This window comes from Streptomyces sp. NPDC058955, from assembly GCF_042741435.1.
In the GTDB taxonomy this organism is placed as follows: Bacteria; Actinomycetota; Actinomycetes; order Streptomycetales; family Streptomycetaceae; genus Streptomyces.
This window is the reverse complement of sequence record NZ_JBHYKM010000006.1, coordinates 76,194-87,194: the sequence shown is the minus strand read 5'-3', so window position 1 is coordinate 87,194 and position 11,001 is coordinate 76,194. Positions and strand designations below refer to the sequence as shown.

Here is an 11,001-nt window from a genome sequence, read left to right as displayed (position 1 = left end):
CTCACCTCCGGCGGCGGGCCGTCCCGAAGACCGAGCGGCTGATCTCCCGGCCCAGCTGGGTGCCGATCGACCGGGCGAGGGACCTGAACATCCCGCTGCCGACGACCTGTTCGACGAGCGAGGGCTCCTCACGGGGGGCCCTCGCCTCCGTCTTCGCGGCCTCCCGAGCGGCCTTCTCCGCCGCCTCGGCCTCCGCCGTACGGGCCTCCTCCACCGCACGGGCCGCCTCGTCCGCCGACAGGCGCTCGTACGCCGACTCCCGGTCCACCGCCCGCGCGTACCGCTCGTACAGCGGCGAGCCCTTCACCGCCGCCTCCAGCGCGGCCGCGTCGATCGGCCCCATCAGCGACTGCGGCGCCCGCAGCCGGGTCGCCGCCACCGGGGTCGGCGCGCCCCGCTCGCTCAGTACGGTGACCACCGCCTCGCCCGTGCCGAGCGAGGTCAGCACCTCCTCCAGGTCGTACGCCGAATCGGGGAAGGTCCGCACCGTCGCCTTCAGGGCCTTGGCGTCGTCCGGGGTGAAGGCGCGCAGCGCGTGCTGCACCCGGTTGCCGAGCTGGGCGAGGACGTCCGCCGGCACGTCCTTCGGGGTCTGGGTCACGAAGAAGACGCCGACGCCCTTGGAGCGGATCAGCCGGACCGTCTGCGTGATCGACTCCAGGAACGCCTTCGAGGCCCCCTTGAAGAGGAGATGGGCCTCGTCGAAGAAGAAGACCAGCTTCGGCTTCTCCGGGTCGCCGACCTCCGGCAGGTCGTGGAAGAGGTCCGCGAGCAGCCACATCAGGAAGGTCGAGAAGAGCTGCGGCTGCTCCTGCACCGACGGCAGCTCCAGGACCGAGACGATCCCCCGCCCGTCCTCGGCGGTCCGCAGGAACTCCGAGGTGTCGAACTCCGGCTCCCCGAAGAAGTCGCCCGCGCCCTGCTGCTCGAAGGCGGTCAGGGCGCGCAGGATCACCCCGGCGGTGACCGTCGACAGGCCGCCGATCCCCTTCAGTTCGGGCTTGCCCACGTCCGAGACGAGGAAGGCGACCACCGCCCGCAGGTCCTTCAGGTCCACCAGCTCCAGGCCCTTGGCGTCGGCGTAGTGGAAGATCAGCCCGAGGGACTGCTCCTGGGTCCGGTTCAGCTGGAGCACCTTGGAGAGCAGCACCGGGCCGAAGCCGGTGACGGTGGCGCGGACGGGGATGCCGGGGCCGGTGCCGCCGAGGCCGTAGAACGCGCAGGGGAAGCCGGTGGGGGTCCACTCCTGGCCGGTCTGCGCGGCCCGCTCCCGGACCTTCTCGCCGTCCTCGCCGGGGGCGGAGACGCCGGAGACGTCGCCCTTGACGTCGGCGAGGAAGACCGGGACACCGTGGGCGGAGAGCTGTTCGGCGATCAGCTGGAGGGTCTTGGTCTTGCCGGTGCCGGTGGCGCCCGCGACGAGACCGTGCCGGTTGAGGACGGACAGCGGGATCCGTACCGCCGCGTCCCGGTGGCAGACCCCGTCCCACAGCACGGCCCCCAGATCGAGCGCGGCGCCCTCGACGGCGTACCCGGCGGCGATCTCCGCGACCGGACCGGGGAGCGCGGCGGACGTCTCCGGCGCGGGGTCCGCGGGCGCGGGTGCTTCCGGCGCGGGTGCTTCCGGCGCGGGCGCGGAAACCGGCGGCTCCGGGGTCGTCGGCTGCTGCTCCGGCTCGCTCATGCGGCACCCCAATGTCGCTTATGTCACGGTCTGCACCAGCATCCCATCGGTTCCGCGTGGCTGCGCCGGGAGCCGCTCGCCCGGTAGGCTTTCCGTGTGATCTTCAAGCGCATCGGAAACGGCCGGCCGTATCCCGACCACGGCCGGGAAAGCACCCGGCAGTGGGCGGACGTCGCCCCGCGCCCGGTCCGCCTCGACCAGCTCGTCACCACCAAGGGCCAGCTGGACCTGGAGACCCTGCTCGCAGAGGACTCCACCTTCTACGGCGACCTCTTCGCGCACGTCGTGAAGTGGCAGGGCGACCTGTACCTCGAGGACGGACTGCACCGCGCCGTCCGCGCGGCCCTCCAGCAGCGCCAGGTGCTCCACGCCCGCGTGCTGGAACTGGACTGACGCCCCGGCGACCCCGCCGGACGGCGCCGGGCGCTGATCCTTTCGGGGGCAGTTCGCGCCCATCCGGCCGCGATCACATGATCATCAAGTAGGCATCGCGCACAGGCGGCATTACGCTGCGCCCATGAGCATGCTCACTCCCCCCGGCATGGGCGGAAAGTACCGCATCACGGGGGATGTCTACCCGCGCATGCGCCGACCCCACCGCCGACGCAGGATCGTCCTGGCCTCCGCCGCCGCGGTGGTCGTGCTCGGCGCGGCCGGCTGGGGCACGCTCCAGCTCGTCGACGTCTTCTCCGGCGACGACGGGACGAAGAAGACCACCGCCGGCAAGCAGACCGACTGCAAGCCCGCGCCCACCCCCAGCGCGGCCGCCGCCAAGCCGCCGAAGCCCGCCCAGGTCACGGTGAACGTCTACAACGCGACCCCGCGCAGCGGACTCGCCAAGACCACCGCCGACGAGCTGAAGAAGCGCGGCTTCGTCATCGGCAGGATCGGCAACGCGCCCGCCGCCTACGACAAGAAGGTGAAGGGCTCCGGGCTGCTGCTCGGCGCGCCCGCCGCCGCCAAGGGCGCCTTCGCCGTCCTCGGCACCCAGCTCGCGGGCACCACGACGAAGGTCGACGCCCGCACCACGGCGGACGTCGACCTGATCATCGGTACGGCCTTCAAGACCCTGTCGCCCAAGGCGACGGCGGACGCGGCGCTGGCGGCCCTGAACAAGCCCAAGCCCGCGCCGGCCCGCTGCTGACCCCTTCCGGGACCTACTCGGCGGCGCCGTACATGCGGTCGCCGGCGTCGCCCAGGCCCGGGACGATGTAGCCGTGCTCGTTGAGCCGCTCGTCGACGGAGGCCGTCACGACCGTCACCGGCGTGCCCGCGAGCTCGCGCTCCATGACCTCGACGCCCTCCGGGGCGGCGAGCAGCACCACGGCCGTCACGTCGTCGGCGCCGCGCCGGATCAGCTCCTGGATCGCCGCGACCAGCGTGCCGCCGGTCGCCAGCATCGGGTCCAGCACGTACACCTGGCGGCCCGAGAGGTCCTCCGGCATCCGGGTGGCGTAGGTCGACGCCTCCAGCGTCTCCTCGTTCCGGATCATGCCCAGGAAGCCGACCTCGGCCGTCGGGAGCAGCCGCACCATGCCGTCCAGCATGCCGAGCCCGGCGCGCAGGATCGGGACCACCAGCGGACGCGGGTACGACAGCTTCACGCCGGTCGTCGGCGTGACGGGGGTCTCGATGTCGACCTGCTCGGTCCGCACGTCCCGGGTCGCCTCGTAGGCGAGCAGGGTGACCAGCTCGTCGGCGAGCCGGCGGAAGGTCGGGGAGTCCGTGCGCTTGTCGCGCAGGGTGGTGAGCTTGTGGGCGACCAGCGGGTGATCGACGACGTGGAGACGCATGACTCAACAGTAGCCCGCCGCGCACTGGCACCGACCCACGCCGCTGCGGCAAGGTGGGAGCACAGGGACCCAGCGATGGGGTGGTGTGGCCGATGCCCGACCCGAAGAACACATCCGGCCAGGTCCGGGGCGACACGGAGCCCCGGGAGCCGGAGACACAGCCGGAGACCGACGCGGAGCGCCGCAGGCGCCGCGCCCAGTTCCTCCGCGAGCTCGGCGAGGCGAAGGCGCTGCGCGACCGGGTGCAGCCGCGCCGCGCCCGGGCGGCCCGGATGAGACAGGCCATGCGCATGCGCACCTTCCGTTGGTGAGGGGCCCGGCCACGGCCGATGCGCCCCCTCCGCGCGCCGGGGTCGTACGCCCACCCGAACGCGGTGTGGTTCAGACTGATGCACGACGCAAGAGCCGAAGACCTCTCCTGAGGCCGTCGTTTCTGTCACGATGCCGATTGGGCGGGGCTCAGGAGCGCGCCGCCGGATCATCACACCTCTGATCAGTGGGAGAGTCAGGTGTACTTCGCCGCACTGCTCGCGCGCACCGAAGACGGGTGGGAAGCGAGCGATACGGAGCTCGACGACGTGGAGACGCTGGCGGACCTGGCCGATCTGGCCCGTGAGGCGGCGGCCGACGAGGGAGAGACCGTCCTCGTCTTCATCGAGCAGGAGGACGCGTGGTTCGGCATCGTCCGCGTCGACGGGGAGGACGACCCGCGGGTCTACGTCTCCGACGCGGCGGCCGCGGCCCGCTCCTCGTACGGGGAGATCCTCACCTCGGAACTGCTCGGCGACGACGACCCGGACAGCGAGCTCGACGAACTGGTGAACCTGGACGGCACCGAGGACGGTGAGCCGGAGCACGCGTCCGACGAGGACGAGGACGCCGCCGCGGGCAGCGCCGGCATCGCGCCGGCCGGGCCGCTCGGCGAGGGCCGGATCCTCGCCGACCTCGGCATGCCGGAGCGGACCCTGCTCGCCGTGACCGAGGACGCCCTCGGGGAGATCGCCGACGCCATCGGCGCCTCCGACATCCTGGAGGCCGTCCGCTAGTGCAGTCCGCGGTACCCGGCCCCGTGCCGGAGCTCTGGCGGGACGCCATGCGCCTCGCCCTCGCCGAGGCGGCGGCGGCCGTGCCGGCCGGTGACGTACCGGTCGGCGCGGTCGTGCTCTCCCCCGCCGGCGACGTCCTCTCCCGCGGCCACAACGAGCGGGAGGCGACCGGCGATCCGACGGCCCACGCGGAGGTCCTGGCGCTGCGCCGGGCCGCCGCCGCCACCGGCGAGTGGCGGCTGACCGGCTGCACCCTCGTGGTGACCCTGGAGCCCTGCGTGATGTGCGCGGGCGCCCTGGTCCAGTCGCGGGTCGAACGGGTCGTCTACGGCGCCGACGACGAGAAGGCGGGCGCCGCCGGCTCCCTCTGGGACCTGGTCCGCGACCGCCGGCTCAACCACCGCCCGGAGGTCGTCAGGGGCGTCCTCGGGGACGCGTGCGCCGAGCAGCTCACCGGCTTCTTCCGCACCCGCTGACCCCCGCCGTGACCTGCGCGGGGATACGGATTTCTTCGCTGGGCCGGTTTGGGCTAAGCTCTCTCTCGGTAGCGTGTCCGAGCGGCCGAAGGAGCTCGCCTCGAAAGCGAGTGTGGCGCAAGTCACCGAGGGTTCAAATCCCTCCGCTACCGCTGATGACGCCCCTTCCGCCAGGCAACTGGCGGGAGGGGCGTTCTGCATGCCCGCCGCGGTGCGTGGGCGTCAGTAGTACGCGCGCATGATCTCGGTGGCCCACTCCGGCTGGCTGGTGGCGCCGCGCGGGCCGAACTCGGCCATGTAGGGCTTGATGTCGAGCACCGGGGTGCCGTCGACCGCGTCCAGGCCCTCCACGTGGACGTCACGGCCGTCGACGCGCAGCAGCCGGCAGCGGGAGACGCCGAGCCGGTTGGGGCGGTTCTTGCCGCGCTGGGCGAAGATGCCGACGAGGGGCCAGTCGGTGTTGCCGCGCGGATGGCGGGCGCCGGTCTCCACCTTCTCCACCGGCACCCGGTCGAAGTGGTAGACGACCTCGACGTGCGAGAAGGAGTCCAGGCCGGCCAGGGCCTCCGGCGCGAACCGGTCGTCCAGCCGGATCACCGCCGCCACCCCGCCCCACTCGTCGTCCCGGACCTCCGCCCGGCCGCCGACCACCCGGCCGACCGGATCCGACACGATCCCCGCGGGAGTGCTCTCGGACATGCGCTGCGCCTTTCGTGAGACGGAGACGATCACGGAACACCGTACGCCGGACGGTGGGTGACGTGGCGTCGTACGAAGGAGAGGGCGCGCGCGGGCCCTCCCGGGGCGGAGAGAAGGACGGAGGGGAGGGGAGGGGAGGGGAGAGGCGCGTCAGGCGCGGGCGCGGCGGATGTCGATGTTGCCCCAGTTGCTGCGCGCGCGGATCCTGACCGTCTCCTCGGACTCCTCGGGGGCCCCGGACGCGGTGAGTGCGTTGCGGACCTGGCCGCGCTGGGAGCTGACGTCGAGCCAGGCGGCGGTGCCCTCGCGGACGCCGACCTCGATGGAGCCGTTGGACGTCTCCAGCTGGACCTCGCCGCGGGAGACCTCGGCGACGCGCAGGCTGCCGTTGGTCGAGGTGCCGGTGACGTCCTGGCCGGCGCGCATGATCTCGATGGCGCCGTTGGCGCCGCTCATCCGCAGCTCGCCCGTGACGGTGTCGACGATCGTGCTGCCGTGCGAGTTCTTCAGGACGGCGGGGCCGGTGATCGTACCGACGCGCAGATTGCCGCTGCTGGTGGTCAGGTCGGCCGCGCCCTCGATCCGGTCGACGCTGGTCGAGCCGTGCGCGGCGTTCAGCGTCAGCGGGCCGGTGGTGTCGAGCCGGACGTCACCGGCCGCGATCTTCACGCGGGTCTCGCCGAGCCGGCCCTCGCCGAGCAGGGCGGCCGCGGTGCTGGTCACGTCGACGGCGGAGCCCGTGGGCAGTTCCACCGTCACGTCCACGACGCCGCCGCGCCCGAGCAGATTGGCCTTGGGGGTCTTGAGGGTGAGGACGCCCCGGAGGTACGTGACCTCGGTCTGTTCGGCCGCCCGGGCGTCCAGGTCCTTCTTGGCGTTGCGCGGCCGGACCTCGACGACGGTGTCGGGGCGGTCGCGCGCGGTGAACTGGAGCGAGCCGGCGTACAGGTAGGCGGTGACGGAGATCGGTGCGGGAGTGTCGAAAGAAGGCATGGCTGTCCCGTCCTCTTGGGTCGTCGGGTCGTCCCCGCAGGTGGGGGCCGTGGTGGGGAGGCGTGGTGCGGGCGGGCCGCGAGGGTCAGCGGACCCAGCCCGTGATGCTCTGTCCGGTGGTGCGGGTCTTCTCCGGGGTACGCGGGGCGGTGCCGCCGGCGACCGCCGTCGACACGGCCCGTACCAGCCAGGCGTTGACCGACAGGCCCTCGCGGGCGGCGGCCTCCTCGGCGCGGGCCTTGAGGTGGGCCGGCAGGCGCAGGTTGACGCGGGCGGTGCCGCCCTCGTCGCCCTCGGCGGCCGGGACCGGGAGGGGCTCGGCGGGCGCGGCCGGCTCCACGGGGGCGGCGCTGTCGGTGGGCGGCAGCGTCACCACGAAGTCGGGGTCGAGCCCGCGCAGCCGTACGTCGACCGAGCCGGGGGCGAGCTCACGGGTGATCTCGTCCATGGCGGCGGAGAGCACGTTGAGCATGGTCAGACGGGTCGCCGACTCCAAGGGGGCGGTGAGCCGCTCGGCCAGGTCGCGCGCTTCGTCGCCACCGGCTTCGGCGGCCACCGCGAGTTCGCGGCGGAGGCTGTCGACGTACGGGGTGAGGTCCATGACGTCATCATGGCACCATCATGGCGCCATGTGCAACCTCTGGTGGTGCCATGCGGCACCAAACGGCGCCAGATGGTGCCACGGGTGGCACTGGGTGGCGCCATGTGATGCCACGTGGTGCCGGAGTGGTGCCCTGTGGCGCCAGGTGGTGCCGAGCGGTGCCGGGCGGGGCGGGTGGGTGTCGGATGGGGCCGGCTGGCGTCGGCGGGTGCCGGGCGGTGCCGGTCGGCGCCATCCGGGATGGGCATCGATCGCCTCAACTCCCTCCCCTCCCCGGGTGGTTGACGGAAGGTCTGGACCAATCTACGGTCTGCTGGAGCGCGCGCCATGCCCCGGAACGACCCCCCACGTCCCAAGGAGCACGCATGCCAGGCTCACGGATCGTCCGCGCCCTCGGAGCGGGCGCGAGCGCCCTCGCCGCCCTGCTCGCCACCCTCGCCCCCGCCCATGCCGCCGGCACGGCCACCACCGCCGACACCTGTGCCCTCAAGCCCCGCCCCACCGGCAAGGTGCTCCAGGGCTACTGGGAGAACTGGGACGGCGCCGCCAACGGCGTCCACCCGCCCTTCGGCTGGGTGCCCATCGACGACCCCCGGCTCGCCGCCCACGGGTACAACGTCATCAACGCCGCCTTCCCCGTGATCCGCTCGGACGGCACCGTGCTGTGGGAGGACGGCATGGACAGCACCGTCCGCGTCTCCACCCCGGCCGAGATGTGCCGCGCCAAGGCCGCCGGCGCCACCCTCCTCATGTCCATCGGCGGCGCCGCCGCCGGGATCGACCTCAGCTCCCAGGCCGTCGCCGACCGGTTCGTCGCGACGATCGTCCCGATCCTCCAGAAGTACAACTTCGACGGCATCGACATCGACATCGAGACCGGACTCGTCGGCAGCGGCAGCATCACCACCCTGTCCGCCTCCCAGGCCAACCTGATCCGCATCATCGACGGCGTCCTCGCCCGCATGCCCGCCGGCTTCGGCCTCACCATGGCCCCCGAGACCGCCTACGTCACCGGCGGCAGCGTCGCCTACGGCTCGATCTGGGGCGCGTACCTCCCGATCGTCAAGAAGTACGCCGACAACGGGCGCCTGTGGTGGCTCAACATGCAGTACTACAACGGCAGCATGTACGGCTGCTCCGGCGACTCGTACTCCGCCGGAACCGTCGCCGGCTTCACCGCCCAGACCGACTGCCTCGACCGCGGCCTGGTCATCCAGGGCACCACCGTCCGCGTCCCGTACGACAAGCAGGTCCCCGGACTTCCGGCCCAGCCGGGCGCCGGCGGCGGCTACATGACGCCCTCCCTCGTCGCCCAGGCGTGGAACCACTACGGCGGGCGCCTCAAGGGCCTGATGACCTGGTCGGCGAACTGGGACGGGTCGAAGAACTGGACCTTCGGCGACAACGTCAAGCGGCTCCAGGGCCGTTAGGGCCCCCGGCCCCCGTTCCGCCCCCGTTCCACCCGCGCCCGGCCCTCGCGTGTTACCCGTGGGTACGCCATGATGGCGGTATCCATCGACGACCGACCCGGGGGCTGAGGCAGCGGTGACGATCGAGAAGCGGACCACGGTGCACGCCTTCCGCGACGACTCCCTCGGGGAGCACGACGCCGTCGGCCTGGCGCAGGCCGTCCGGCGGGGCGAGGTGAGCCCCGCCGAGTTGGCCAGGGACGCGGCGGACCGGCTCCGGGCGGTGGCGGAGCTCCACGCGGTGCAGATCCCGCTCGACCCCCCGGCCCTCGGCGGCGGCTCCGGCGGCGCCTTCGCGGGCGTCCCGACCCTGGTCAAGGACAACACCGACTACGCGGGCCTGCCCACCGGCCACGGCAGCGCCGCCTTCACGCCCCGGCCGGCCCGCCGGCACGCGCCCTTCGTCCGGCAGCTCCTCAGCACCGGCGTCACCGTCCTCGGCAAGACCCGGCTGCCCGAGTTCGGCTTCAGCCCGACCACCGAGTACGAGTCCGCCGAACCGGCCCGCAACCCCTGGCACACCGGCCACTCCGCGGGCGGCTCCTCCGGCGGCGCCGCGGCGCTCGTCGCCGCCGGCGCCGTCCCCCTCGCCCACGCCAACGACGGCGGCGGCTCCATCCGCATCCCCGCCGCCGCCTGCGGACTCGTCGGCCTCAAGCCCACCAGGGGCCGTGTCGTCCCCAACGACCAGAGCCGGCACCTGCCGGTCGACCTGGTCGTCGACGGCGTCGTCACCCGCACGGTCCGCGACTCCGCCGCCTTCCTCGCCGCCGCCGAACGCCACCACCGCAACCCGAAGCTGCCGCCGGTCGGCCTCGTCGAAGGACCCTCCGACCGACGGCTGCGCATCGGCTACCTGCTCGACTCGCCCAACGGCACCCGGTGCGACGACGACACCCGCGCCGCCGTCACCGACACCGTCGCCACCCTCCGGGGCCTCGGCCACACCGTCGAACCCGTCACCATGGACATCGACCCCCGCTTCACCGGGGACTTCCTCACCTACTGGGGGATGCTCTCCTTCCTCCTCGGCGCCACCGGCCGCACCTTCGGCGCCGACTTCGACCGGCACCGCATGGACGGGCTCAGCCGCGGCCTGCGCGAGGAGTACGTGAAGCACTGGCGCGACACCCCGGGCGTCATCCGCCGGCTGCGCCGGACCAAGGTGGCGTACGCGGCGGCGCTGCGCGGCCTCGACCTCGTCCTCACCCCGGTCCTCGCCCGCACCACACCCCCGCTCGGGCACCTCGCGCCGGATGTTCCCTACCCCGTCCTGGTCGAGCGGATCCTGGAGTACGTCGCCTACACCCCGGTCGACAACGTGGTGGGCACCCCGTCGCTCTCCCTGCCGAGCGCCCGCACCACGGCCGACGGCCTGCCGATCGGCGTCCTGCTCTCCGGCCGTCCGGGCAGCGAACGCACCCTCCTGGAGGCCGCGTTCGCCCTGGAGGCCGAGCGGCCCTTCCGCCGCGTCCAGGACGCCTGACGATGACATCGAGCGGGTGACGGCGGGACGACCGACGGAGGTTCGCCCCGGCCCCGCGGGCCCGGCCCAGCAGAGTGGGCCCATGGATGTCGAGCAGGTCACCGACGAGCTGTACGGGCTGCGGCCGTCCGAGTTCACGGCGGCCAGGGACGCGTACGTGGCCGAGGCGCGCCGGGCGAAGGACCCGGCCGCCGCGAAGGCGATCGCGGCGCTGCGGCGGCCGCCGCTCGCCGTCTGGGCGGCGAACCTGCTCGCCCGCGAACGGCCTGAGGAGGCCGAGCGGTTCCTCGCCCTGGGCGAGGCGCTGCGCGAGGCCCACCGGACGCTCGACGGCGAGCGGCTGCGGGAGGCGAGCCGGCAGCAGCACCGGCTCGTCGCCGCGCTCGTCCGGACCACCGCCGGTCTCGCGGAGGAGGCCGGTCAGCCCGTGGGCGACACGGTGCTCGGCGACGTCGAGCGGATCCTGCACGCCGTCCTCGCCCACCCCGACGTCGCCGGCCCGTGGGCGAAGGGGCGGCTCGCCGCGATGCCGGAGACGGCCGTCGGCTTCCCCGCCGTCCCGCCCGAGACCCTGACCGCCCGGCCCCCGGCCGCCCCGGTGAAGGCCGAAGAAGCGGTAGCTGCGGCGGAGGCGGAAGCGACGGCGGCGGAAGCAGCGGCGCAGGCGGACGCGACCGCGGCGGCGGCCCGGGCCGCCCGGCCCCGCCGCGCGCCCGACCCGGGCGCCGCCCAGGAGGGGGCCCTGGCCGCGGCG

Annotated in this window: 13 protein-coding genes and 1 tRNA gene; 9 read left to right on the top strand and 5 right to left on the bottom strand. The window is 73.6% G+C overall.

Annotated elements, in window-relative coordinates:
* Position 1: 1 nt before the first annotated feature.
* Complete coding sequence (locus ACFW1I_RS04655) at positions 2-1,684, bottom strand: helicase HerA-like domain-containing protein (RefSeq protein WP_384666017.1); 1,683 nt, start codon at positions 1,682-1,684, stop codon at positions 2-4.
* A 96-nt stretch (positions 1,685-1,780) separates the two neighbouring features.
* Here ACFW1I_RS04655 and ACFW1I_RS04650 point away from each other — a divergent pair, with 96 nt between their 5' ends.
* Both ACFW1I_RS04650 and ACFW1I_RS04645 read left to right on the top strand, forming a co-directional pair.
* Entirely contained in the window at positions 1,781-2,077 is a 297-nt protein-coding gene (locus tag ACFW1I_RS04650; RefSeq protein WP_003999914.1) for a type II toxin-antitoxin system VapB family antitoxin, read from the top strand.
* A gap of 124 nt (positions 2,078-2,201) precedes the next feature.
* Positions 2,202-2,828, top strand: a complete 627-nt coding sequence (locus ACFW1I_RS04645) for a LytR C-terminal domain-containing protein (protein WP_384666016.1) — start codon at positions 2,202-2,204, stop codon at positions 2,826-2,828.
* A gap of 13 nt (positions 2,829-2,841) precedes the next feature.
* Here the strand turns inward: ACFW1I_RS04645 and upp are convergent, their stop codons facing one another.
* A complete protein-coding gene (gene upp, locus ACFW1I_RS04640; RefSeq protein ID WP_031003326.1) occupies positions 2,842-3,477 on the bottom strand; it encodes a uracil phosphoribosyltransferase in 636 nt (211 codons plus the stop codon).
* A 92-nt stretch (positions 3,478-3,569) separates the two neighbouring features.
* On the opposite strand from upp, the gene ACFW1I_RS04635 reads away from it, so the two are divergent.
* The 4 genes from ACFW1I_RS04635 to ACFW1I_RS04620 all read left to right on the top strand — a co-directional run bounded on the left by ACFW1I_RS04635 (position 3,570) and on the right by ACFW1I_RS04620 (position 5,151).
* A complete protein-coding gene (locus tag ACFW1I_RS04635; protein WP_360315803.1) occupies positions 3,570-3,788 on the top strand; it encodes a hypothetical protein in 219 nt (72 codons plus the stop codon).
* A 198-nt stretch (positions 3,789-3,986) separates the two neighbouring features.
* Positions 3,987-4,523, top strand: coding sequence for a hypothetical protein (locus ACFW1I_RS04630; RefSeq protein WP_384666013.1), 537 nt, complete (start codon positions 3,987-3,989; stop codon positions 4,521-4,523).
* A 47-nt stretch (positions 4,524-4,570) separates the two neighbouring features.
* A complete protein-coding gene (gene tadA, locus ACFW1I_RS04625; protein ID WP_319011759.1) occupies positions 4,571-4,999 on the top strand; it encodes a tRNA adenosine(34) deaminase TadA in 429 nt (142 codons plus the stop codon).
* A 67-nt stretch (positions 5,000-5,066) separates the two neighbouring features.
* Positions 5,067-5,151: transfer RNA gene (locus ACFW1I_RS04620), tRNA-Ser, on the top strand.
* 70 nt (positions 5,152-5,221) lie between these two features.
* Here ACFW1I_RS04620 and ACFW1I_RS04615 read toward each other — a convergent pair.
* From ACFW1I_RS04615 to ACFW1I_RS04605, 3 genes are all read right to left on the bottom strand, one after another.
* A complete protein-coding gene (locus ACFW1I_RS04615; protein ID WP_384666011.1) occupies positions 5,222-5,698 on the bottom strand; it encodes an SAM-dependent methyltransferase in 477 nt (158 codons plus the stop codon).
* A gap of 150 nt (positions 5,699-5,848) precedes the next feature.
* A complete protein-coding gene (locus tag ACFW1I_RS04610) occupies positions 5,849-6,691 on the bottom strand; it encodes a DUF4097 domain-containing protein (RefSeq protein WP_384666009.1) in 843 nt (280 codons plus the stop codon).
* A gap of 85 nt (positions 6,692-6,776) precedes the next feature.
* Entirely contained in the window at positions 6,777-7,292 is a 516-nt protein-coding gene (locus ACFW1I_RS04605; protein ID WP_384666007.1) for a toxin-antitoxin system HicB family antitoxin, read from the bottom strand.
* A 365-nt stretch (positions 7,293-7,657) separates the two neighbouring features.
* Between ACFW1I_RS04605 and ACFW1I_RS04600 the strand changes: the two genes are divergently transcribed.
* The 3 genes from ACFW1I_RS04600 to ACFW1I_RS04590 form a co-directional block, all read left to right on the top strand.
* Positions 7,658-8,722 (top strand): chitinase, encoded by a 1,065-nt coding sequence (locus ACFW1I_RS04600; RefSeq protein ID WP_384666005.1) that lies wholly within the window; start codon positions 7,658-7,660, stop codon positions 8,720-8,722.
* Between the two features lie 115 nt (positions 8,723-8,837).
* On the top strand, positions 8,838-10,247 hold the full coding sequence (locus tag ACFW1I_RS04595) for an amidase (protein ID WP_384666003.1): 1,410 nt from the start codon (positions 8,838-8,840) through the stop codon (positions 10,245-10,247).
* An 82-nt stretch (positions 10,248-10,329) separates the two neighbouring features.
* On the top strand, positions 10,330-11,001 hold a 672-nt coding region (locus ACFW1I_RS04590), incomplete at its 3' end, for a hypothetical protein (RefSeq protein WP_384666001.1).

Excerpts from the sequence above, each read along its gene's own strand:
- ACFW1I_RS04655 (WP_384666017.1), bottom strand. The coding sequence starts at position 1,684 with ATGAGCGAGCCGGAGCAGCAGCCGACGACCCCGGAGCCGCCGGTTTCC.
- ACFW1I_RS04645 (WP_384666016.1), top strand. The coding sequence starts at position 2,202 with ATGAGCATGCTCACTCCCCCCGGCATGGGCGGAAAGTACCGCATCACG.
- upp (WP_031003326.1), bottom strand. The coding sequence starts at position 3,477 with ATGCGTCTCCACGTCGTCGATCACCCGCTGGTCGCCCACAAGCTCACC.
- ACFW1I_RS04635 (WP_360315803.1), top strand. The coding sequence starts at position 3,570 with ATGCCCGACCCGAAGAACACATCCGGCCAGGTCCGGGGCGACACGGAG.
- tadA (WP_319011759.1), top strand. The coding sequence starts at position 4,571 with ATGCGCCTCGCCCTCGCCGAGGCGGCGGCGGCCGTGCCGGCCGGTGAC.
- ACFW1I_RS04615 (WP_384666011.1), bottom strand. The coding sequence starts at position 5,698 with ATGTCCGAGAGCACTCCCGCGGGGATCGTGTCGGATCCGGTCGGCCGG.
- ACFW1I_RS04610 (WP_384666009.1), bottom strand. The coding sequence starts at position 6,691 with ATGCCTTCTTTCGACACTCCCGCACCGATCTCCGTCACCGCCTACCTG.
- ACFW1I_RS04605 (WP_384666007.1), bottom strand. The coding sequence starts at position 7,292 with ATGGACCTCACCCCGTACGTCGACAGCCTCCGCCGCGAACTCGCGGTG.
- ACFW1I_RS04600 (WP_384666005.1), top strand. The coding sequence starts at position 7,658 with ATGCCAGGCTCACGGATCGTCCGCGCCCTCGGAGCGGGCGCGAGCGCC.